Genomic DNA, 23589 nt, shown 5'->3' on the forward strand with positions numbered 1-23589 from the left:
TTATTGTCGTTATTTATTTACCGTCCAGTAACTTGCACAAAACTGTAACGAGTTCCCGTTTTCAGTGAGACAGTGTGTTGGATTTCACTCAACCACGATGCCTGTGACGGTTACCACCTGGTCGGGCGCAAGGAGTTTCAATGTCGAAATCCTCAGTACAGCGCGTTGCTGTACCGATCACCAGCGTTGCGGTTGTCGCTGGAATGATGCTGATCGGTAGTCCGGCCGGCGCTGCTCCCGCGACCACCACGTACAAGAACTCGTGTCAGGCCTCGGCCGTGCTCACCGTCCATAAGGTGGCCGACACCTCGATGACGGTTGACGCCCCCGCCACGGTGGCACCCGGCGAGACGTTCACCTACCGCATCCAGCCCGGCGGAGCGTCCTACCCAGACAGTGAGTCCGGCGCTAGTACTACCAACGTCTCGCGACTGAAGGTCGACTACGAGATTCCTGCCAACGCCACCTTCGTCAGCGCCGCAGTCGTGGGAACCGGGATCAACCTGGACAATGTCGCACCGAGCGTGCTCCGAGTGGACGACAGCGGCAACGTCAGCGGCTCCGGCAACATCATCCGACTGTCCGGTGGCAACCAGACGATCGCAAACGGCCCGTCGTCGAGCGCCAATAGCGAGGGAGGTATCCGGGCGCCCAAGCTGAAGAAGGACCTCAATGGCAATGGCACCGGCGGTGACAGCTGGTTCCGGCTGCCTGCTGTCGACGTGACGGTAGTGGCTGGCGCACCCGGTGTGATCACCCCCAAAGTTCGCACCGTCGGAAGTGCCGCTAGCTACAACAATGACGCGAACTACTACACCTTCCTGCCGAGGGCGACCTTCTGGGGATCCACGCAGTGGGCACCCACCAAATGCACCCCGCGCGACGCCCAGGGCAGTGCTCTCAATGCCGGCGCCGGCGCCCTGGCCACGATCACAGTCACAACCCCGGGCCCGGTCATCGTCGATTCCACCACCACGTTGAGTGCTCCGGCGACAGCTAAGACGGGTACTGCTGTGGATCTCACGGCGACTGTCGCTCCGGCGGGTGCTACCGGCACCGTCGATTTCAAGGACGGCGCAACAGTTTTGGGCACCGCACCGGTTAATGCTGGTGTTGCGACGCTGAACCACACCTTCACCACAAACGGCAGCCATTCCATCACCGCTGTGTACTCGGGTGATGCCACGAACCGTACGTCGACGTCGGCTGCTTCGACGGTCGAGGTTTCCACGGATCCGGTCATCGTCGATTCCACGACCACGTTGAGTGCTCCGGCGACAGCTAAGACGGGTACTGCTGTGGATCTCACGGCTACCGTCGCTCCGGCGGGCGCTACCGGCACCGTCGATTTCAAGGACGGCGCAACAGTTTTGGGCACCGCACCGGTTAATGCTGGTGTTGCGACGCTGAACCACACCTTCACCACAAACGGCAGCCATTCCATCACCGCTGTGTACTCGGGTGATGCCACGAACCGTACGTCGACGTCGGCTGCTTCGAACGTCGAGGTTTCCACGGATCCGGTGATTGTCGATTCCACGACCACGTTGAACGTTCCGGCGACCGCTAAGACCGGTACGGCTGTGGATCTCACGGCTACCGTCGCTCCGGCGGGCGCTACCGGCACTGTCGATTTCAAGGACGGCGCAACAGTTTTGGGCACCGCACCGGTCAATGCTGGTGTTGCGACGTTGAGTCACACCTTCACCAGCAATGGCAGCCATTCGATCACTGCTGTGTACTCGGGTGACGCGACGAACCGTACGTCGACGTCGGCTGCTTCGAACGTCGAGGTTTCCACGGATCCGGTGATTGTCGATTCCACGACCACGTTGAACGTTCCGGCGACCGCTAAGACCGGTACGGCTGTGGATCTCACGGCTACCGTCGCTCCGGCGGGCGCTACCGGCACTGTCGATTTCAAGGACGGCGCAACAGTTTTGGGCACCGCACCGGTCAATGCTGGTGTTGCGACGTTGAGTCACACCTTCACCAGCAATGGCAGCCATTCGATCACTGCTGTGTACTCGGGTGACGCGACGAACCGTACGTCGACGTCGGCTGCTTCGAACGTCGAGGTTTCCACGGATCCGGTGATTGTCGATTCCACGACCACGTTGAACGTTCCGGCGACCGCTAAGACCGGTACGGCTGTGGATCTCACGGCTACCGTCGCTCCGGCGGGCGCTACCGGCACTGTCGATTTCAAGGACGGCGCAACAGTTTTGGGTACCGCACCGGTTAATGCTGGTGTTGCGACGCTGAACCACACTTTCACCACAAACGGCAGCCATTCGATCACGGCTGTGTACTCGGGTGATGCCACGAACCGTACGTCGACGTCGGCTGCTTCGACGGTCGAGGTTTCCACGGATCCGGTCATCGTCGATTCCACGACCACGTTGAATGCTCCGGCGACTGCTAAGACGGGTACTGCTGTTGATCTCACGGCCACCGTCGCTCCGGCGGGTGCTTCCGGCACTGTCGATTTCAAGGACGGCGCAACAGTTTTGGGTACCGCACCGGTTAATGCTGGTGTTGCGACGCTGAACCATACGTTCACCACAAACGGCAGCCATTCGATCACGGCTGTGTACTCGGGTGATGCCACGAACCGTACGTCGACGTCGGCTGCTTCGACGGTCGAGGTTTCCACGGACCCGGTCATCGTTGATACCACGACCACGTTGAACGTTCCGGCGACAGCGAAGACGGGTGCTGCTGTGGATCTCACGGCTACCGTCGCTCCGGCGGGTGCTTCCGGCACTGTCGATTTCAAGGACGGCGCAACAGTTTTGGGTACCGCACCGGTTAATGCTGGTGTTGCGACGCTGAACCATACGTTCACCAGCAATGGCAGCCATTCGATCACGGCTGTGTACTCGGGTGATGCGACGAACCGTACGTCGACGTCGGCAGCTTCGACTGTCGAGGTTTCCACGGACGTCGTGGTTGCCGATACCACCACCACGTTGAACGTTCCGGGTGCAGCCACCACCGGTGACAGTGTCGAGCTCTTCGCACTGGTCGCGGGCAATGACAGCACCCCGGCCGAGGGTGGCACCGTCCAGTTCTCGATCGACGGCAGCAACGTCGGCGGCGCCATCGCAGTCACCGGCGGCAGTGCCAAGCTCGACCACGTCTTCGCGGCTGGTTCGCACTCCGTCGGAGCCGTGTACAGCGGTACCACGACGTTCAACGGTTCGACCGCGACGGCTGCGTCCATCGTCGTCACCGATCCGGCACCGGTCGAGCTCACCACGGTCACCACGCTGACCGCACCGGCTACGGCCACGAAGGGTGCCGCGGTGAATCTGTCCGCGTCCGTCAAGACCGAGGCCGGTGACCCGGTCACCTCGGGCACCGTCACCTTCATGGACGGCACCACCGCGATCGGCACCGCCGTCAACGTGGTCAATGGCCAGGCGACGCTGTCCTACCCGTTTGCTCTGACCGGCGACCGCCACATCACCGCCGTCTACAGCGGAGCCTCGGGTCTGAAGGAGTCGACCTCAGTCGCCTCCACAGTCACCGTCTCCGCCGGCAGCACCAACCCCGGCGGCACAGGCTCGCTGAGCTGGCTCGGGAACATCTTCGGTTCCTAGTCCCACTCGCACAGTGACAACACCATGACGAACGCCCCTCGCCTGAACGGTGAGGGGCGTTCGCCTTGTGGCGGCACCGATTTCACGCCACGGCTAACGAGTCATCGCTCAGTACTGATCGACCAAGGCCTGAATTGATCGGCCATAGAGCGCCGCCAACTGTTCTCGATCCGCGTCGGGCGGGATGCTCTCCGTGCCGAGCGTGCTCAATAGTCCCGTTACCTGGGCAGAAATCAAAAGTGCGCGAGTGTGAGCGTCGACGCCAGGCAATCGGGTGGCGAGATTAGTGGCAAACGTGCCCGCCATTTCGCGCAGTCGTTCGCGGATGCGGGGACTGTCGGATGCCCGCATGAGTGCAGTGTGTACTGACAGCATCCGGGCGTCGGCCTTGCCGAGGACAAACGTTGCGATCTGTAGGCCGAGTGTGTCGAGTGGGCCGTCGAATTGTCCTTCGAAGTAGTCCTCGACCGGTGTGGTCTCGAGGAACAGTGCTTCCTTCGATCCGAAGTGACGGATGACCAGTGCCGGGTCGATTCCGGCCACTTTGGCGATGGCGCGCACCGAAGTACCGCCGAAGCCGTGCTGGCCGAACAACTGGAATGCTGCGGCGCGAATCGCTTCCGGCGTCGAGGGTTGCTCTTGCTCTGAAATCTGTCCGTTCTTGCTCACGCCGTAGACCCCTGTGCTCGCTCTCACGTCGACCTCATTGTCAACACTGTTGACTCTATCGTGTCAACGGTGTTGACTAAAGAAGTTGTCAACGGTGTTGACACCTAGATTTCGTTAGCGGAAAAGAGCACATGTAATGACAGATATCGACGTCAAGATCCCGATCAGCCCAGCGGCTCGACCAGTTGATCCACCCACGAACTGGAAGGCAGTGGGTGGTGGGCTGGCGTTCCCGTTGTTCTTCGTCATCATGTTCTGCCTGTGTTATGTCAGCGCCTTCCACTCACCGGTGCCCAACCAGGCGCCGATCGTGGTGGTCGGCTCTCCATCCGTGACGGCGCCCTTGATCGACGGAATCGAAGCAACGTCGGGCGACAAGTTCGACATCGTCGCCACTGACAGTGCAGCCGACGCCATCTCCCGGATCGATAATCGTGACGCTATCGGCGCCATCGAAATCAGTGACACCGTCACAGCGCACATCGCGACCGGAGCCGGGGCGTCGACGGTATCCGTCGTGACCGGGCTGGCGCATTCCATCGCAGACGAGACCGGGCAACAGGTCACAGTGATCGACTCCGCGCCCGTCACAGCGCGTGATTCCTCGACCGTCGGACTGTTCTACTTCCTGATCGTTTGCACGCTTGGCGGATACCTGACCATCACAGTGCTCAGTCAGGTCGCGCCGAGAATGCGCCTGAAAGAGCAGTATTCGGTCCTTGCCGGTGCAGCAATCCTCACCCCGCTCCTCGCTTTCGGAATTACGAGTATCTTCATGCACGCTTTCGGTGCTTCGTTCGGCGAGATCCTGCAACTGCTCGGTATCGCGATGTTCTACACCTTCACCGTCGGCGCGGTGAGCATTCTGTTGAACCGATTGCTCGGCCAGGCCGCGATCTTTGCGGTGTTGACGGTGCTGGTCTTCATCAACTTCCCGAGTTCGGGCGGCGCCATTCCGGTGTCATTCCTGCCGGGGTTCTGGCAGCACATCCACTCGTTCTGGCTGGGATCGTCTGCCATGGAGCCCATCCGCTCCGTCATCTACTTCGGTGGCAACGGCGCCGGCCCCCACCTGATCGTTCTGGGTATCTGGTTGGTAGCCGCGCTCGGACTGACTTGGTTGGTTGCCGCTCGCCAGTCGAAGAAGGCAGTAGCGCAATAAGTTTGGTGAGGTCGGAAATCATCCGACCTCACCAACTTTTTACTTCAGTCGTACTGCATCCGTGCCGTCCCCGTCGAGCATCGCCGAACCCAACAACGATTCGGGGATGCCGAAACCGTCGATCAGAGTCGCGACATGCGGGCGCAGGGTGCGGCAACGCTCGTTGATTCCGCGAGTGACAGCCTTGGAACGCTCGACCGAGAGGTGGCGGTGCTCCATGAACCAGGCTTTGTCCTCCTCGATGACGGAGAGCGCGTAGAGGTCGCACACCTCGCCGAAGAGTTCCTTCGCAGTGTCGTCCTCACACGAATCGATACCGGCGACAAAGGCTTCCAGGATTACACGCTCGATGTGGGCTTGCGCAGCCTTCAAAACATGATCCTGAACGAAGTTGAAGGCGTCGAACGGATTCTCCTCGCGCTTCTGCGCCGCCTGCAATCTCCTTGCCGCAGTAGAGAGTAAGTACTCCTCGCGATCCTCGAACATTTTCATCTGAGTGCCGCGGTTGAAGAGGCTGCCGTCCTCCTCGTTGTCCTGGCGGGTATCGACGATGGTCTGCAGAATCTGTTGCGCCGCAGTACGTTTCTTAACTACATCGGAGACCGTTGTGGCGGCGAAACGCATCCAGTCGACCGGGCTCATGCCGCGTACTTCATCTGCGTACGACGTGAGGAGTTCCTTCGCGACCAACTGCGTCAGAACGTGATTGTCGCCCTCGAACGTGGTGAAGACATCGGTATCCGCCTTCAATGAGGTGAGGCGATTCTCCGCGAGATAGCCTGCGCCGCCACAGGCTTCGCGCGCTTCCTGGATGGCGCGAGTGGCGTGCCACGTGTTGGCGGCTTTGAGGCCGGCGGCGCGGCCTTCGAGTTCGCGCTGCTCCTGCGGATCGGGATCTTTACTGCTCTGGACATCGTGCATTGCCGATACAAGTTCGTTCTGGGCGAATTGCAGGGCGTAGGAACGGGCGATCAGCGGCAGTAGGCGCCTCTGATGAACGAGATAATCCATGATGAGGACTTCGTCATCGCGCGGGGCGAGCGAAGCGACGGGGGATTTACTCAGTGGGGCGCTGAACTGCCTGCGCTGCAACGCGTATCGACCCGCGATAGCCAGACCTACCCGCGCCGCCGCTGCGGCAGACCCGCCGACAGTGACCCGTCCCCGAACCAAGGTGCCGACCATCGTGAAGAAACGACGGTTCGGGTTCTCGATCTCGGAGCTGTAGGTCCCGTCCTCGGCAACTTCGGCATAGCGGTTGAGGAGGTTCTCGCGGGGGATCCGAACCTGATCGAACATGATGCGACCGTTGTCGACTCCGGGCAGTCCGCCCTTGAGTCCGCAGTCCGACGTCGTGACGCCGGGCAAGTCGTTTCCGGCGTCGTCGCGGATCGGCACCACAAAGCAGTGCACTCCCTGGCTTTCACCACCTGTCATGAGCTGCGCGAATACCGCGGCGACGCTCGCGTGCTCCGCGGCGCCGCCGATGTAGTCCTTGCGCGACGACGGAGTGGGGGAGTGGACAACAAATTCGCCGGTGGTGGCGTCGTACGTGGCGGTTGTCTCGAGTTCCTGCACGTCACTGCCGTGACCGGTCTCGGTCATGGCAAAACACCCGAGAAGTTCCAGGTCGATGAGTGGTTTGACGTAGGTCTGGTGGTGGCGTTCCGTGCCCAGATTTTCGATGGCTCCGCCGAACAGCCCCCACTGGACCCCGGCTTTGACCATCAACGACAGGTCGGACATTGCGAGCATCTCGATGCTGGTGACGGCGCCGCCGGCATCTCCCGTTCCGCCGTGTTCTACTGCGAAACCGTTTGCGGCATAACCGAGATCGGCAAGAATGCGCATTTGCTCGAGCGTCTTGGTGCGAGCAATGGCGAGGTTCGGCGTGTAATGCGGAGCGAAACGAGGATCGTCCAACTCGCCGCGTACCCGCTCGCGCACCTCCCGCCAGCGTCCGTCGAGAGTAATCCTGAGGTGGTCCGCTGTAGTGGCCATGGACCCGACCCTAGCGGTGAGCGGCGAGAGACGTCAGCAGTTTCCGGCGGCGCCGGCTTCGATTCCTTCTCTGAACAGTTGTTTGTCGGTCTCGGGCATGGCTAGGTACGACGGGTCGTTCTCGACGATTTTCAGGAAGGCCACCGCTGTATCGGTGGGGGCGCCGCCGGTCTGCGTTCGCTGCGCGACGTAGACCGAGACCGCGGAACAACCACCCAGAAATGCGGGCTCGGTGCGAGGCGTCGCGGGGGGAGCCACAATTGCAGATGAACTGGTCGCCGACGCTGTTGTTGTCGCTGGAACGTCGTTCGAGGCGTCTGAACTACAGGATGTGACAAGAATCGCAACTGGAATCAACAGCGTGGTCAACAGTCGCTTCATGGTCGAAATGGTCTCATAATTGGTCAGTTCCGACCTGAAAACGCTGTCATGGTGCCGAAGTCCTACACCCTGTCGTTGTCAGATTCGACAGAACTGGGACACTGGAGGTCGTGACTGTGTCTTCCGGTGATTTCGACCTGCATGCAACGAACTCGGCTCGCCTCTTCGAGCGTGCCGGCAAAGTGATCCCCGGCGGCGTCAACTCGCCGGTCCGGGCGTTCGGTTCGGTCGGCGGAACACCCCGATTCATCCGCGAAGCTTCCGGCTACACACTGACCGATGTCGACGGCAACAACTACGTCGATCTTGTGTCGTCGTGGGGTCCCATGATCCTCGGACACGCACACCCCGCCGTCGTAGAAGCTGTTCGCGAAGCCGCGCTCGGCGGTCTGTCCTTCGGCGCTCCCACCGAAGGTGAAATCGCGCTGGCCGAGGAGATCGTCGCCCGCGTCGCGCCCGTGGAGAAGGTGCGCCTGGTCAACTCGGGCACTGAAGCCACGATGAGCGCAGTACGTCTGGCCCGCGGATTCACCGGCCGCACCAAGATCATCAAGTTCTCCGGTTGCTATCACGGCCACGTCGACGCTCTGCTTGCCGACGCAGGATCCGGACTCGCAACCTTCGGTTTGCCCACCTCGCCGGGCGTGACCGGAGCTCAGGCCGAGGACACCATCGTTGTTCCCTACAACGATGTCGAGGCCGTCGCCGCAGCTTTTGCCGCGAACCCGGGCGCCATTGCCTGCGTCATCACCGAAGCGGCCGCCGGAAATATGGGTGCCGTCGCGCCCCTGCCCGGTTTCAACGAGGGCCTGCGTCGACTCACCACTGAGCACGGCGCACTGCTGATCATGGACGAGGTGATGACGGGATTCCGCGTCAGCGCGTCGGGTTGGTACGGCATCGACAATGTCGCCGGCGATCTCTACACATTCGGCAAGGTCATGAGCGGCGGGCTTCCGGCTGCAGCATTCGGTGGCCGCGCCGACATCATGGGTCACCTTGCCCCCGACGGCCCCGTCTACCAGGCCGGCACACTCTCCGGAAACCCTGTCGCCGTTGCCGCGGGACTGGCAAACCTCCGTGCCGCCGACGCCGACGTGTACGCCAAGCTCGCCAACAACGCCACAGCCTTGGGCGACCTCATGTCCGAGGCGCTCACCGCCGAAGGCGTCGTGCACCGCGTGCAATATGCAGGCACATTGGTCAGCGTGTTCTTCTCCGAGAATGCCGTCACCAACTACGACGAAGCCAAGGCCGCGCAGACCTGGCGGTTCCCCGCTTTCTTCCACGCACTGCTCTCGCGCGGTGTGTACCCGCCGCCGAGCGCGTTCGAAGCGTGGTTCGTCTCGGCCGCGCTCGACGATCGGGCGTTCTCGATCATCGCCGACGCGATGCCTCACGCAGCCAGGGCTGCCGCAGCCGCCGTCAAGTCTTAAAACAAGCACACGCTCCCCACACCACACACCTTCTTCAGCGAGGACTCTCGACTGTGACCGACGTCGATCACCCAGACCACACGTCCACCCGCACGATCGTGCATGTCCTTCGCCACGGTGAAGTGCACAATCCCCGCGGGATTCTGTACGGACGGCTTCCGGGTTTCCGGTTGTCGGTGGCCGGTGAGGCACAGGCACGGGCAGTTGCGGCTGTTCTCGCAGATCACGACATCACCCACGTCGTCGCATCGCCGTTGCAGCGCGCTCAGGAAACTGCCACGCCTATTGCCGAGGCACATGGTCTCGACATCACGACCGACGACAACGTCATCGAAGCCGGCAACGAATTCGAGGGACTCAAGGTTGCCGTCGGCGACGGCGCACTCTCGCGTCCGCGCCACTGGTGGAAGCTGCGCGACCCGTTCACACCGTCATGGGGCGAGCCGTACCTGCAGATCGCGCACCGCATGCTTGCCGCCGTCAATGCCGCTCGCGTCGCTGCCGTCGGTCACGAAGCCGTCGTCGTCAGCCATCAGTTGCCGGTGTGGACGCTGCGCCGATTCCTGCAGGGCGAACGCCTCTGGCACGACCCGCGTCACCGCCAGTGCGGCCTCGCTTCTCTGACGTCACTCGTCTACGAAGGTGACACTCTCGTCGACATCATCTACTCCGAACCTGCTGGTGCCTCCGACCCGAGAGTGACTGGAGCATGATTTTCCGCAAGGTCGCTGCCGCAGTCGCTACGACTGCTGCAGCGATGCTCGTACTTTCGTCCTGCGCTACCGGCACCGACGCCGTCGCAACGGGTGGCACGTTCGACTTCGTCTCGCCGGGCGGCAAGACGAAGATCTTCTACGACCCGCCGTCCACGCGCGGAACCATCGGCAAGCTCTCCGGACCTGATCTGATGAACGAGGGCAAGACTGTCGGCGTCGCCGACTTCGAAGGCCAAGTAGTTGTTCTCAACGTCTGGGGTCAGTGGTGTGGCCCGTGCCGCGCGGAAGCCGACGATCTCGAGCAGGTTGCCGAGCAGACGCGTGACTCCGGAGTGCAGTTCCTCGGAATCAACGTCCGCGACGACACCAAGAACAAGGCGCAGGACTTCGTCGTCGACAACAAGGTCTCGTACCCGTCGATTTACGACCCGTCGATGCGTTCTCTGATCGCCTTGGGCAAGGGCTACCCGACGTCGGTCATTCCGACCACCATCGTTCTGGACCGTCAGCATCGCGTCGCCGCAGTGTTCCTGCAGGAACTCCTCGCCGAGGATCTCCTGCCCGTGGTCCAACGAGTGGCAGCGGAAGAGCCTGCGCAGCAATGACAAATACTTCTGTGACTGAAACTCTCGGCGCCGGCGTGGGCGAAGCGTTCCAGAATGCAGCCTCGTCCGGTCCGTTGCTGCTGGCGCTGGGTGCTTGCCTGCTCGCCGGTCTCGTTTCCTTCGCGTCGCCGTGTGTTGTGCCGTTGGTTCCCGGCTATCTGTCCTACCTGGCCGGGGTCGTTGGCGCCGACGCTCCGGCGATCACCGCGGACGAGGCAAAAGTCCGAACGATCGCCCGTAGTTCGCGCTTGCGCGTCGCCGGCGCTGCCGGACTGTTTGTCGCCGGTTTCACCGTCGTCTTCGTGTTGGCCACCGCCTCGGTGTTCGGTGTGATCTCCACCTTGCTGATCAACCGCGAAGTCCTGATGCGGGTCGGCGGAGTTGTCACCATCGCGATGGGCCTCGTGTTCATCGGATTGGTCCCTGCGCTGCAGAAGGACGTTCGTTTCGAGCCGCGTCGAGTGTCCTCGTTGGTGGGCGCTCCGCTACTCGGCGGCGTATTTGCACTCGGCTGGACGCCGTGCCTGGGCCCGACGCTGGCCGGCGTGATGTCCGTTGCCGCCGGCACCGAAGGCATGACCGCGGCTCGCGGCGTCATCTTGATCGTGGCCTACTGCATCGGGCTCGGGTTGCCGTTCATCTTCCTGGCCCTCGGGTCGGCACGCGCATTGACGGGCGTCGGTTGGCTACGTCGCAATGCACGAACCATTCAAATTTTCGGCGGAATCATGTTGGTGGCGGTGGGTATTGCCCTCGTCACGGGCGCGTGGGACCAGTTCGTCGGCTGGGTCCGTGACGCATTTATCTCGGAGGTGACGCTGCCGATATGACAGTTGACGATAAACACGACAACCCGACTCCCTCACTGCCTCGGCAGTCGATGATCGGTCGCGTCATCGCGCTCGGACGCAATACCTGGCGTGGTCTCACCTCGATGAAGACCGCACTCGTGTTGCTCTTCCTGCTCGCTATCGCAGCCATTCCCGGTGCACTGCTGCCGCAGCGATCCCTCAACGAGGGCAAGGTTGCCGATTACATCGCTGCGCGGCCCACACTCGGGCCGTGGCTGGACAAGCTGGAACTGTTCGACGTATTCAGCAGCTTCTGGTTCACCGCGATCTACGCTCTGCTGTTCATCTCACTCATCGGCTGCATCCTGCCCCGCTGCGTCGAACACGCGAAGGCGCTGCGGACGCGCCCCGTACAGGCGCCGCGCAACCTCGCTCGCCTGCCGCACCACACGAAGAGCGTCGCACCAGACGAGACTCCGGAAGAGTTGGCTTCGCGTCTGTCGAAGGAACTCAAAGGGTGGCGCGTCGAAACGCGCACCGACGACAAGCGCTCGGGTCGCGACGGTGAAATCACGATCTCCGCGGAGAAGGGGTACCTGCGTGAAGCCGGCAACCTCGTCTTCCACCTCTCACTCGTCGGACTCCTGATCGCGATCGCAGCCGGAAAGATGTTCGGGTACGAGGGCAACAGGATCGTGATCGCCAATGACGGTCCCGGATTCTGCACCACGTCTCCGGCTGTATTCGACTCCTTCATCGCCGGTCTCAGTCTCGACGGCACCGACATGACGCCGTTGTGCGTGCGAGTCAAGAATTTCCAGGCCGATTACCTCGAGACCGGCCAGGCCGAGATGTTCACTTCGGACATCTCCTACCAATCCGGTGACGACCTCGAGACCGATACCTGGCGCGATACGACGATCCAGGTGAACCACCCGCTGCGCGTTGCCGGCGACCGGGTGTACCTCCAGGGCCACGGCTACGCACCGACTTTCACGGTCACGTTCCCGAACGGGGAAACCCGCACGGAGACACTGCAGTGGCGACCGGACGACGCGACCACCTTCCTGAGCAGTGGCGCAATGCGTTTCGATCCGCCCGGGGGCATGTACCCCGACGCAGACGAACGACGCAAGAACCAGATCGCCATCGAGGGCCTGTTCGCGCCGACGGCGCTGTTCCACGGAAACCTGCTGTCGTCGAGCTTCCCGGCCATGAACGATCCGGCCGTCGCCATCGACATCTACAAGGGAGACACCGGACTCGACACCGGTAACCCGCAGTCGCTGTTCGAGCTCAACACCGAACTCATCAACCAGGGGCGACTGCTCAAGCAGGATCGTGTCAACCTGTTCCCCGGTGAGAGCGCAACGCTCGCCGACGGAACTCAGGTGCGGTTCGACGGCGCCGTCGACTTCGTCAACCTGCAGGTTTCTCACGATCCAGCACAGCAATGGGTGCTCATTTCGGCATTGACCATGATGGCGGGACTACTGGTCTCGCTGGTGATCAAGCGTCGCCGGATCTGGGCGCGTATCTATCTCGACGAAGAACGACGTACTGTAGTAGAGCTTGGCGGACTTGCCCGCACCGACCATGCCGGTTGGGGCGACGAGTTCGATCGCCTTGCAGATCGCCTACTTGACAGCAATCCCACCAACACGGCCACCAGGCCGCATGCGCAGGAGAATGCCCGATGACAACCAACGAGACTCTCGCTCAATACAGCGACTGGGCCTTCAAGTCCGCGTTCACTGTGCTGGTCCTGGCGTTTGTACTGCTGATCATCCAGTATGCGTCCGCCCAGGCCCGAGCCGTTCAAGACAAAGAACTGGTCGCTGCCGGTGCTGCCGTGGACGCTTCGGTGCCCGGCCGCGTGACGGAACGACCGGCAAAACCGTTGGCCGAGCGGTTCGGCGGAATGGGCCGGGCAGTCCTCGTGGTCGGCACCGTTCTGCTCTTCGCGTCGATCGTGTTGCGCGGATTCGCCACCGAGCGATTCCCGCTGGGCAATATGTATGAATTTGTCGCGATGGCGTGTGCGGCAGCTTTGCTGGTCGGCCACGTTTTGCTGGCCAAGGCGACGTACCGTCCGATGTGGGTCTTCCTGTTGGCGCCGGTACTGATCCTGATGTTCCTTGCCGGAACCATCCTCTACGCCGACGCAGCGCCGGTAGTTCCGGCACTGCGTTCCTACTGGCTTCCGATTCACGTCACGATCGTGAGCGTCGGATCCGGCATCTTCATGATCGGTGGCATTGCCAGCCTGCTGTTCCTGCTGCGCCTGAAGTTTCCGCCCGGCGAAGAGGGCACCGGCATCGGTGGCCGGATCGCCGAGCGACTTCCCGACGCACAGACTCTCGACCGATTGGCGTACAAGAGCACTATCATCGCGTTCCCGCTGTTCGGAGCCGGCGTCATTCTCGGCGCGATCTGGGCGGAAGCGGCGTGGGGCAGGTTCTGGGGGTGGGATCCCAAGGAGACGATGTCGTTCATCGCCTGGGTGATCTACGCCGCATATCTGCATGCCCGAGCAACGTCCGGATGGCGTGAAACCAAGGCTGCGTGGATCAACATCGCAGGCTTCGTGGCGATGCTTTTCAACCTGTTCATCGTCAACATGGTGGTATCGGGCCTGCATTCCTACGCAGGACTGACCTGATTTCTTCCGGTACGGTGGGTAGTCGCCGACCGTACGGACTGCACTCTCGGCATCCTGTACGAGTGGTGACAGAGCGTTTGACCGCAATGTCCCAATCGAACTAGCTGCGAGATAGCTGTATGGTCGTTCTGCGTCGCGCAGGTATGCGCGACCAAGATTTCGACAGGGGGCGGCATGGCCGACAGCAAGGACGACGCGGGGGCGGGGATCTGGGAGCCGGTGCGTCCTGCGGCAAGTCCGCACGAACAAAGTGCGGTTACGCCGGTGGCAGCGCCTGTTCCGGTTGCCAGGGTTGACCAGGTGAGGGGTATCGACCCAGCTGTCGGTATCGATGCCGGGACACGAAGTCTGTTTGTCGCGCCGACGGATTCAACCGATCCCCGTCAGGTGCCGCGTACGACCAGCCCGGACTCCGGACCCATGTATGCGCCACCGCAGAATCCGAGGCCGGCGGCAACCCAGGCTCCGGTGGCAACGGCTGCAAGCTCGGTACCCGCCGCGGCGCCGATAGTGGAGCCCAGCGGTCCACGTCAGCCTGTCATCCAGTACCCCGCCGGTCCGCCGGGGTTCACTGCCGCCCAATTCTCGACCACGCAGCCGCCGCAGACTTACGAACCCGCGCATCGCGGCGCCCCGCCTGCTGCGGTTGCGAATCCTGCTCCGGTAAATCCAGTGGCTGCGAATTCTGTAGTGCCGCAACCCGATTCTGGTGGCACTCCGCGGCGGTTGGTGGTGGCACCCTCAATGTCCGCGCCGTCTACATTGACGGGTACGCAACCTTCGGTCTCGACGCCGTCGGGACCGCAGATTTCTGCTCCGCAGATTTCAGCTCCCGGGGCGCCCGGTCAACAGGTGGCCGGTGGACTGCAGGCCGCACCAAGTAGGCCGGAATCGCAACAACCTGCGTCCGCACTGCCGATGTCCGCACAAGACCTCTCCAGCGCATTACTACTCAAGCAAGTAAAAGCCCCACCGGTCGGCGGATGGCGCAAGGCTCTCTACGCAATGTCCGGGCGTCATCTCAACCTCGGGAACGGCACAAAGGATCAGCGGATGCTCGAACTGACCCGCCAGATCAATCAACCGCTGCAAGGGTGTTACAAGGTTGCAGTGCTCAGCCTCAAAGGTGGCGTCGGCAAGACGACGACAACGGTCACACTCGGTTCCACGTTCGCGTCGGTTCGCGGAGACCGCGTCATCGCTCTCGACGCAAATCCGGATCGCGGCACACTGAGTCAGAAAGTTCCTCTCGAAACACCGGCCACGGTGCGTAACCTACTCCGCGACGAAGCGACCATCGAGAAGTACAGCGATGTTCGTGGGTACACCTCGCAGAGCCGCCACCGCCTCGAAGTGCTTGCCTCGGACAGTGATCCGGCAGTGTCCGAAGCATTCAGCGGTGAAGACTACATGCGTACCGTCGACATGCTCGAAAAGTTCTACAGCATCGTACTCACCGACTGTGGAACCGGATTGATGCATTCGGCGATGAAAGCGATTCTCGACGGATCGAATTCCCTGATCGTGATCAGTTCGGGTTCGGTCGACGGAGCACGCAGCGCCTCCGCGACTCTCGACTGGCTCGACGCGCACGGGCACAGCAGGCTTGTCGCCAATTCCGTTGCCGTGATCAACGCAGTACGACCCGGTTCCGGGAAGGTCGATCTATCGCGCGTTATCGAGCACTTCGAGCAACGCTGCCGCAGTGTGCAGCTGGTTCCGTTCGATCCGCACCTCGAGGAAGGCGCCGAAGTGGATCTGGACCGACTTCGGCCTAGTACTCGTGATGCGCTGTTCGAACTGGCTGCCGCAGTGGCACAGGACTTCCCGCGCTCGCCGAACGGATTCCCTCAGCAGCGCTGAAACAGTTGCGGGGCCGGACTTACGCCGACGGATCCGTCGGCGTGGTGTCCGGCCCTTCGTTTTGCTTGCGTCGAGTTTGCTGATTGACGTTCCAGAGAAATTCGGGGTCGTCGTCGGGTCCACGAACGCCACCAACAGGCGTTCGGGTAGACGGCGACGGCCCGAATGCTTTCCACATCAAGACGGCCAAAGTCACTAAACCCACTAACGCCAACAGATACAGCACGGCGCACCTCCTCAGTACAAGGAAGAGCCTACTCAGTCTCCGGTCTGGTTTGCCAGAATCTCCGGGGACATGTGTCGGGCTTGGTGCGCCGTGCTGTATCTGGTGTAGCTGTATCTGGGTGTAAATGGTGGAACGGGTGTAGCTGGTGTAGCCGATTTACCTGCGACACTGCCCGTTCAGTTGTGAGCAGCTTCTGTTGTCAGCGAGCGGAGAAGCTGCATGACCTCGGTCTCGCGGAACCGACGGTGTCCGCCGGGGGTACGCAGTGATCCCAGTCGCCCGGCGTGCGCCCAGCGCGTCACGGTCTTCGGGTCGACATGAAACAGAGCCGCGACCTGTCCGGGTGTCATGAGTGCGTCTGCGGCTACATGGAATGTTGGTGCGCTCATCTGATGTTCCTCCGTCTTAGCGTCGAACATTGGTGTCGAACAGTTGCTCAAAACCTACGCCGAGTTTGTTTCGGCGGCCGCTGCTCACATTCGACCATTTTTCGATTGGTAGCGCAATGTTTGCACAGATATGGCTAGGTAGTCGAAACTTAAAATTTAGGTAAAGAATAAGTAATGGACAAAGCGGATAAAGCGGGCCGAATTTTTTGATCGCCTCGAGTAGGTAACCTTGGAGTGTGAGTAAGTTGCCTGAACACCCCGAAAACCAGCCTTCCAGCCCGGACCTGACCAAGAGTCAGTCCGCAAACTCTGAGCAAGCAATTGCGTCTGCCGGGGTTGTGACGAAGGGGCAACTGGTGCGAGATGTCGTCCTCTATTCGGTCGCCCGACTCCTGCTAGTGGTAGTTATCGGCGGCATTATCATCGGTGGCGGCAAGCTCGCCGGCACGGAAGTTCCGCTTCTCGTAGCGGCCCTGTTTGCCGTGCTGATCGCACTTCCTCTATCGCTCGCCCTTTTCGCGAAGTTGCGCAAGCGAGTGAACCTCGGCATCGCCGCAGTGGACGCTCAGCGACGCGCAGATCGCGACGATTTGCGGGCCAAATTGCGTGGTGACCAGCGGTGATGTCGGGAACCCTCGACGTCTCCCGTCGGGTCCCTCGGGGTTGGGTAGACAACGCGGTCCGGCTGATCGAGGCCGATGCCCAGCGGAGCGCGGACACCCACCTCTTGCGGTACCCGCTACCGAGTAGTTGGAGCGTCCAGCTCTATCTCAAAGACGAGTCGACACACATCACCGGCAGTCTCAAGCATCGTCTTGCACGGTCACTTTTCCTCTACGCGATCTGCAACGGTTGGGTTACCGAAAACACGCCTGTTATCGAAGCTTCGTCGGGATCGACAGCAGTCAGCGAGGCGTACTTCGCGAAGTTGCTGGGTCTCGATTTTGTCGCTGTGATGCCGGCGAGTACCAGTCCGGCCAAGGTTGCGTTGATCGAAGCGCAGGGCGGCCGTTGTCACTTCGTCACGGACCCTTCGTCGATCTATTCGGAATCTCATCGTCTCGCCCGTGAGTTGGGTGGGCACTACATGGATCAGTTCACGCACGCCGAGCGTGCAACGGATTGGCGCGGAAACAACAACATCGCGGAATCGATCTTCACTCAGCTCGAGCACGAGGAACATCCGGTGCCGGATTGGGTTGTCGTGGGAGCGGGCACGGGTGGAACCGGGGCCACGATCGGTCGCTTCCTGCGCTATCGCAAGTTCGACACAGGTCTGTGTGTGGTCGATCCGGAACATTCGGTGTTCTTCGACGCGTGGAGCGCGGGTGACCCGTCGATCGTCGGAACCCGTGGATCTCGGATCGAAGGCATCGGCCGTCCGCGCGTCGAACCGTCTTTTGTCGGTCAGGTCGTTGATCGGATGATCAAGGTGCCGGACGCAGGTTCCGTTGCCGCCGCACGACACGCCAGCGCGGCATTGGGGCGCAAAGTGGGCGGTTCGACGGGAACTAACCTCTGGGGCTCCTTTGCGTTGATTGCGGAGATGATGGCGGCCGGTCGTAGCGGAAGCGTCGTCACGCTGCTCTGCGACGGCGGCGAGCGTTATTCGGGCACGTACTACAACGACGAGTGGGTTGCGTCCGAAGGGATCGATCTCGAGGGTCCGACGGCTGTGCTGGACGAGTTCATACGTTCGGGAATCTGGGCGCCCAACGCCTGATCTCACACAAACCTACGCAACCGTAGGTTTGTGTATCGTCTTGTTCGAAGGGCATTCTCGAACGACGGGCGGATCATGGACAGTCCAGAGGTTTCACTCGGCAACTACGAAGCCGTGTACGAGTACTACCGGGCGCATCAACAGAATCGGTGGGCGGCCAAACTTGCCTATGCCGCACTGGCGCTGAAGTATCGGCCGCGGATCACCTACGCGCCCGGTGCCGAAGCGGCGTTGGCGGCACTGCTGGAGCGTCGGACGCAACTGGTCGTCGCGGTCAATCACCTTACGGAGAGTGACCAATTCACGCTTGCGGCGACGGCGTGGCGTACACCGCTGCGTCGGATGATCGGGCGCACGCGGGTTCTGGCCAAGGACGAACTCTTTGTCGATCCGGCGCAGCGCAAGAAGGTCGACATGATGGGCAGTATCCCGGTTTTTCGCAGCAAGAACCACGGCCTCCGCGCGGTGTCGGAAGCGGGCCGCGTGATGATGGATGTTGCCGCCGAACGTTTGAATCGCGGGGATTGTCTCGCGATCTTCCCCGAAGGAACGTGCAACGTCGAGGACCCGAAAACGCTTCAACACGTCAACAGTGGAATCGGCCATATCGTCTCGCGGGCCGAGAAGCTGGGGTGCTCTCCGGCTCTCGTGTCGATCGGAATCAGCTACGGTTCGGTCGTCGGAAACGTCAAGCGTGCAAGTGTTTTCGTCGGAACGCCGGTGGTCGATCTGGGTGGGAAGCCGATGGATATCGCTCGCGTCGTACAGGGCGATCTGCAGCACGCAGTTGACGGAGCAGTGGCGAGCTACTGATCCGATCGGTCGAAATGTGTCAGCATTCAGACATGACATTTCTGGCACGTCTCATCGTCAACGGAATTGCTATCTGGCTCGCGTCCCTGTGGGTCACCGGCATCACTATCGAAACCAAGCAGGACGACACCTGGGGAACCGTCCTGGTCATTGCCGTTATCGCGTTGATTTTCACGATCGTCAACGCTCTGATCAAGCCGGCCTTGAAGTTACTGTCGTTGCCGCTGTTGATTCTGACGCTCGGCTTGTTCACCCTGGTAATCAACGCGCTGATGCTCCTGCTGACCGCGTGGCTGTCGACGTCACTGGACGCAGGATTGCACATCGACGGTTTCTGGACCGCTGTTTGGGGCGCTCTGATCATCTCGATCGTGAACTTCGTTCTCGGCGCATTGGTGCCCGACCGGGACTGATCAAGACACGCTGAGCGCAACCGCCGTCGCGGCACCCCAGACAAGCATGGCCAGTCCGGTGTCGCGCAGCGCCGGAATCAGGGCCATTCCCTGACCACCGGTGCGTAGTGGTGCGTTAGCTCGGATTGCCAGCGGCAACGCGAGCAGTCCGAGCAACGCCCACGGGGTTCGAAGAATGAGTAGTAGCGTCGCGATGAACGGCACTGCCAGCAGAATGATGTGCAGCACACGAGTTCTGGCGTCGCCGAGACGAACTGCGAGGGTGATCTTGCCCGACTCCGTGTCCGTCGGAATGTCGCGCAGGTTGTTGGCAACCAGCACGGCACTCGAGAAGGAACCGATGGCCACGGCACCGGCCAATCCGGCCAGATCCACGCGCTCGGCTTGCACGAACTGGGTTCCCAGCACAGCGATCAGACCGAAGAAGATGAACACGGCGATCTCACCGAAACCGCTGTAACCGTAAGGCTTCTTGCCGCCCGTGTAGAACCAGGCGCCGATGATGCAGAACACGCCGACAGCGACCAGCCACCAGGCTGTCGTCGCTGCCAAAGCGAAGCCCGCCACTGCGGCGATCGCGAAACAACCGATCGCGGCCGCTTTCACCGATCCGGGGCTCACCAGCTTCGATCCCACCAATCGCAACGGGCCGACACGATCGTCGTCGGTGCCGCGGATTCCGTCGGAGTAGTCGTTGGCGAAGTTCACGCCGACGATCAAGGCCAAGGAGACGACCAACGCCAGGAGTGCCTTCCACCACACCGCGAGGTCCAGCGATGCGGCAGCGCCGGTGCCGACCAGCACGGGTGCAATCGCATTCGGGAGGGTGCGCGGCCTCGCGCCTTCGATCCATTGAGCAGCTGTAGCCATGTAACGATCTTTGCACTGTGCAATACGATTGAATGCGGTGGATCAGGACAAGGCTCGAGACGTGGTGGACATAGGGTTGCTCGGCGCTGTCTCGACCAGAACCGGCGACCGTTTGGTTGCGTTGCCCGGGCCACGGGCGCGGGCGCTGCTCACTGCCTTGGCTCTCGTTCCCGGTCGGCCGTGTCCGGCGCAGAACCTCATCGAGGACATCTGGGGCTCCGACCCGCCGCGTTCACCGATGAATGCTTTGCACACGCAGGTTTCGCGCTTGCGGTCCGCGTTGCCGGAAGGCTCGGTGGAGGTTACGGCTGCGGGCTATCGGCTCACAGGGCCGCGAGATCGAGTGGACCTCGCCCGGGCGCAGGACGCGCTTCACGGCGTTCGCGTCGACACAGATTCCCGAGAGTCGTTGAGGATAGTCACCGCGGCCCTGAGTTTGTGGCGGGGGAGCGCCGGAGATGACGTCGTCGGAGTGCCGGGGGAGCAGCTGGCTTCGACCGCATCGCGCCTGCACGACGAGCTTTCCGCAGTGAGACTGCAGGCGCTCCTGAATCTCGGTGACTTCTCCGATGCACTTCCGGTTGCGCAAATCCGTCACTCCGGCAACCCTTTTGACGACGCGGCCGCTGGGGATCTGATGCGGGCGTTGGCCGGCTTGGGTCGCACCAACGAGGCGCTCGAGGTGTTCGCGGCGTTCAAGGCGCACCTGGCCGATCGCTTGGGGGGCGATCCGTCCCCCGGATTGGTCGAGCTGAATGCGGCGCTTCTGAGTACGCCGCTTCCGGGTGCGACGTCTGCTCCGGTGCGGAGCAGACGGGCCATCGGTCTACGTGCAGCACCCAACGCATTGCTCGGTCGTGACAGCGATATCGACAACGTCGAGGAGTTGCTCTCGCGTTCGCGTGTGGTGACAGTTCTCGGTCCGGGTGGAGCGGGAAAGACCCGTCTGGCACAGGAATTGGGGTTGCGTGCGTCCACTCGCACCTCGGTGGCGTTGGTCGAACTGGCAGCGCTGCGCAGCAGTGACGACGTCATCGCAGCCATCGGCGCGACACTCGGTATCAGTGAATCCGACTTGGCGCCAGGCCGATTGACAGTCGGGCGAACGCATTCGGCACGTGAGCGCCTTGCCGAAGCACTGTCGGCCGGGCCGATGACGCTCATTCTCGACAACTGCGAGCATGTGATCGGTGCTTGTTCGGACATCGTCGCAGAACTGATTGCGGCCGGTGGTCAGTTGACCGTCCTGGCGACCAGTCGATCGCCCCTGATGATCAGTGCCGAAGCCGTGTATCCGTTGCCGCCGTTGGTTATCGACGGCAATGCCGGATCGGCAGTGGAGTTGTTCTCGGCCCGCGCCCGTGCCGTGCGACCCTCCGTACGCCTGGACGCGGAAACCGTCGGAAAGCTGTGTACGACACTCGACGGCTTGCCGTTGGCCATTGAATTGGCGGCGGCGCGAGCCCGCACGATGAGTGTCGAGGAAATCTCCGCGCGCTTGAGTGATCGTTTCGAGTTGCTTCGATCCGCAGACCCGACGTCCCCGGATCGGCATCGCACACTGCACGCCGTCATCGACTGGAGTTGGAATTTGCTGGGGGCCGAGCATCGAGTGGCGCTCGCTCGACTATGCCGATTCCCCGCAGGTTTCACCTTGGCGTCGGCTGAGGCGGTTGCCGAATGGGGACAGTTGGCTGACGTCGCCGACGCAGTCGAAGCGCTGGTCAATCAATCATTGCTCTCGGTAGTCGACACGTCGAACGGGCTGCGCTATCACATGCTCGAGACGGTTCGGGAATACGGCGAGGAGCAACTGGCGGCGCTGGGTGAGGGAGCGGAAGTTCTTCGGCGACTGAACCAATGGGCCGTCGATATCGCTGCGGACGCGCGGAAGCGTTCACGGTCCGACCAGGTTCGGCTTGCCGCCGAGATCGACGAGGAACATGACAATCTCCTGGCAGTTCTGCGGTGGGCAGTTGAACGCGGCGACGCCGCGATCGTGGCGAATGTCTTTCCGGTACTGGGATTACTGTGGGCGATCCGAGGTTCACATTCGGAAGTCGCGAACTGGGCACCCAAGGTAGTCGAGGCTACGAACAACGATGATTTGGCCGACGTCAATGCCGAACTGGTCGCGATGACATTCATGATGGTGGCCATGCACCTGCTCTTCGGGGCAATCACGAGGGATCATGCCCGTGCCCGTCTGCGTCTGCGAAAGATCCTGCGCGAGAGGGACGATCTGGCGCCGACGTTCGTGTTCCTGATCCGGTTGATTGTCGGCCCGCAATCCGGATATCGGGTGGCGCGGTTGGTGGCCGAGGGCATGCGTAGTCCGGATATCGAGACACGGATGGCAGCACTCGCGATCCGGGCGAACCTGCGCGAGAACCTCGGCGATCTGCGCGGCGCACTCGGTGACTCCGAGGAACTTTTGCGGTACGCCCGCGAAATCGGGGACGAGTGGGGTGTCGCCATGGCCGCTCAGCAGGTGGGTTCGGTGCACAGTCAATCCGCGCGGTACATCGAAGCCGTCGCGTTCTACTCGATGGCAGCAGCGTCCACAGAACGGCTCGGCGCTCACGAAGAGGCATTGCAGCTCATCAGCTTTCAAGCCGGCGCACTGATTGCGGGCGGCGATACCGTCGGCGGACGTGCGTTGCTGGATCGAATTCGGCCGGCATTGGCATTGCCGGGTGGGAGTGCCGGTATCGAGAACGCTCCGCGGCGTGCTGCGCTGTTCGCCAGTGTTGCCGAGGCTGATCTGGCGGAAGGGCACGTCGAACTCGGACTAGGTCACTATCGGGAGGCTCTGGAACTGCTCGGCAGTGAGGTCGAGAATGTGTACGGAGATCCGTTTGTCGTTCTGCTCAGCGCGGCAGCGGTGTGCGCACACGCGGTGCACGGAGAGTCTGCGTCGATGGCTGATCGGGTGCGCCGGATGAGCGAATCCAGCGTGATCACGTTGAACCCCCACGGATATGTGGATCTACCGCTCGCCGGTTCGGTCGCAGCGGCTGTCGGTGCCTACGATTTGTGTACCGGACACGTGAGCCGCGGAACGGAATTGTTGGCACTGGCCGTCAAAATGCCGGGGCGACAAGACTTCGTCTCGCTGCACCACGGACGTCTGGCGGCCTTTGCCGTCGGAATCGTCGGGGAAGACCGGTGGCTCGTAGAAACCGATAAGGTCTCCGGCCTCTCACGACGAGCGGTCCGCGAAGCAGTTCTGGCTGCGCTTCGCGGACCGCTGGAAAACTAGTT

Annotated in this window: 20 protein-coding genes; 14 read left to right on the forward strand and 6 right to left on the reverse strand. The window is 61.9% G+C overall.

What is annotated here, in order from left to right; all coding sequences use genetic code 11:
• The first annotated feature begins 140 nt into the window (after window positions 1-140).
• On the forward strand, window positions 141-3605 hold the full coding sequence (locus BDB13_RS11475) for a beta strand repeat-containing protein (RefSeq protein ID WP_094271753.1): 3465 nt from the start codon (window positions 141-143) through the stop codon (window positions 3603-3605).
• Window positions 3606-3713: 108 nt separating this feature from the next.
• Here the strand turns inward: BDB13_RS11475 and BDB13_RS11480 are convergent, their stop codons facing one another.
• The gene (locus tag BDB13_RS11480) at window positions 3714-4301 is read right to left on the reverse strand and encodes a TetR/AcrR family transcriptional regulator (protein WP_303396282.1); all 588 of its coding nucleotides are present in this window, start codon (window positions 4299-4301) and stop codon (window positions 3714-3716) included.
• A gap of 109 nt (window positions 4302-4410) precedes the next feature.
• On the opposite strand from BDB13_RS11480, the gene BDB13_RS11485 reads away from it, so the two are divergent.
• On the forward strand, window positions 4411-5436 hold the full coding sequence (locus tag BDB13_RS11485) for an ABC transporter permease (protein WP_094271755.1): 1026 nt from the start codon (window positions 4411-4413) through the stop codon (window positions 5434-5436).
• Between the two features lie 39 nt (window positions 5437-5475).
• Here BDB13_RS11485 and BDB13_RS11490 read toward each other — a convergent pair whose 3' ends face one another.
• Window positions 5476-7437, reverse strand: a complete 1962-nt coding sequence (locus BDB13_RS11490) for an acyl-CoA dehydrogenase family protein (RefSeq protein ID WP_094271756.1) — start codon at window positions 7435-7437, stop codon at window positions 5476-5478.
• Between the two features lie 33 nt (window positions 7438-7470).
• Entirely contained in the window at window positions 7471-7818 is a 348-nt protein-coding gene (locus BDB13_RS11495; RefSeq protein WP_094271757.1) for a hypothetical protein, read from the reverse strand.
• A 110-nt stretch (window positions 7819-7928) separates the two neighbouring features.
• Between BDB13_RS11495 and hemL the strand changes: the two genes are divergently transcribed.
• The 7 genes from hemL (at window position 7929) to BDB13_RS11530 (ending at window position 15891) form a co-directional block, all read left to right on the forward strand.
• Window positions 7929-9254, forward strand: a complete 1326-nt coding sequence (gene hemL, locus BDB13_RS11500) for a glutamate-1-semialdehyde 2,1-aminomutase (protein ID WP_094271758.1) — start codon at window positions 7929-7931, stop codon at window positions 9252-9254.
• Between the two features lie 53 nt (window positions 9255-9307).
• Window positions 9308-9967 (forward strand): histidine phosphatase family protein, encoded by a 660-nt coding sequence (locus tag BDB13_RS11505; protein ID WP_094271759.1) that lies wholly within the window; start codon window positions 9308-9310, stop codon window positions 9965-9967.
• Entirely contained in the window at window positions 9964-10575 is a 612-nt protein-coding gene (locus tag BDB13_RS11510; protein ID WP_094271760.1) for a TlpA disulfide reductase family protein, read from the forward strand. The genes BDB13_RS11505 and BDB13_RS11510 overlap by 4 nt, the downstream gene beginning before the upstream one ends.
• Window positions 10572-11405 (forward strand): cytochrome c biogenesis CcdA family protein, encoded by an 834-nt coding sequence (locus BDB13_RS11515; protein WP_094271761.1) that lies wholly within the window; start codon window positions 10572-10574, stop codon window positions 11403-11405. The genes BDB13_RS11510 and BDB13_RS11515 overlap by 4 nt, the downstream gene beginning before the upstream one ends.
• Complete coding sequence (gene resB, locus BDB13_RS11520; protein ID WP_094271762.1) at window positions 11402-13066, forward strand: cytochrome c biogenesis protein ResB; 1665 nt, start codon at window positions 11402-11404, stop codon at window positions 13064-13066. The genes BDB13_RS11515 and resB overlap by 4 nt, the downstream gene beginning before the upstream one ends.
• On the forward strand, window positions 13063-14028 hold the full coding sequence (ccsB, locus tag BDB13_RS11525; protein ID WP_094271763.1) for a c-type cytochrome biogenesis protein CcsB: 966 nt from the start codon (window positions 13063-13065) through the stop codon (window positions 14026-14028). Before resB ends, ccsB begins: the two co-directional genes overlap by 4 nt.
• A 420-nt stretch (window positions 14029-14448) precedes the next feature.
• Window positions 14449-15891: a nucleotide-binding protein gene (locus tag BDB13_RS11530; protein WP_441347229.1), complete on the forward strand. Its 1443-nt coding sequence runs from the start codon at window positions 14449-14451 to the stop codon at window positions 15889-15891.
• Window positions 15892-15910: 19 nt separating this feature from the next.
• Here the strand turns inward: BDB13_RS11530 and BDB13_RS11535 are convergent, their stop codons facing one another.
• On the reverse strand, window positions 15911-16117 hold the full coding sequence (locus tag BDB13_RS11535) for a hypothetical protein (protein WP_094271765.1): 207 nt from the start codon (window positions 16115-16117) through the stop codon (window positions 15911-15913).
• A gap of 176 nt (window positions 16118-16293) precedes the next feature.
• On the reverse strand, window positions 16294-16506 hold the full coding sequence (locus tag BDB13_RS11540) for a BldC family transcriptional regulator (RefSeq protein ID WP_094274852.1): 213 nt from the start codon (window positions 16504-16506) through the stop codon (window positions 16294-16296).
• Window positions 16507-16742: 236 nt separating this feature from the next.
• Here BDB13_RS11540 and BDB13_RS11545 point away from each other — a divergent pair, with 236 nt between their 5' ends.
• From BDB13_RS11545 to BDB13_RS11560, 4 genes are all read left to right on the forward strand, one after another.
• Window positions 16743-17129 carry a DUF4229 domain-containing protein gene (locus tag BDB13_RS11545; RefSeq protein WP_094271766.1) on the forward strand — a complete coding sequence of 129 codons (387 nt, stop codon included), beginning with the start codon at window positions 16743-16745 and terminating at the stop codon, window positions 17127-17129.
• Window positions 17129-18229 (forward strand): PLP-dependent cysteine synthase family protein, encoded by a 1101-nt coding sequence (locus BDB13_RS11550; RefSeq protein ID WP_094274853.1) that lies wholly within the window; start codon window positions 17129-17131, stop codon window positions 18227-18229. Before BDB13_RS11545 ends, BDB13_RS11550 begins: the two co-directional genes overlap by 1 nt.
• A gap of 75 nt (window positions 18230-18304) precedes the next feature.
• On the forward strand, window positions 18305-19042 hold the full coding sequence (locus BDB13_RS11555; protein ID WP_094271767.1) for a lysophospholipid acyltransferase family protein: 738 nt from the start codon (window positions 18305-18307) through the stop codon (window positions 19040-19042).
• Between the two features lie 32 nt (window positions 19043-19074).
• On the forward strand, window positions 19075-19455 hold the full coding sequence (locus BDB13_RS11560; RefSeq protein WP_094271768.1) for a phage holin family protein: 381 nt from the start codon (window positions 19075-19077) through the stop codon (window positions 19453-19455).
• Here BDB13_RS11560 and BDB13_RS11565 read toward each other — a convergent pair whose 3' ends face one another.
• Window positions 19456-20325 (reverse strand): 1,4-dihydroxy-2-naphthoate polyprenyltransferase, encoded by an 870-nt coding sequence (locus tag BDB13_RS11565; protein ID WP_094271769.1) that lies wholly within the window; start codon window positions 20323-20325, stop codon window positions 19456-19458.
• A 37-nt stretch (window positions 20326-20362) separates the two neighbouring features.
• On the opposite strand from BDB13_RS11565, the gene BDB13_RS11570 reads away from it, so the two are divergent.
• A complete protein-coding gene (locus tag BDB13_RS11570; RefSeq protein WP_254922790.1) occupies window positions 20363-23587 on the forward strand; it encodes an AfsR/SARP family transcriptional regulator in 3225 nt (1074 codons plus the stop codon).
• Window positions 23588-23589 lie beyond the last annotated feature (2 nt).

It is taken from the genome of Rhodococcus sp. OK302 (assembly GCF_002245895.1).
Lineage (GTDB): Bacteria > Actinomycetota > Actinomycetes > Mycobacteriales > Mycobacteriaceae > Rhodococcus_F.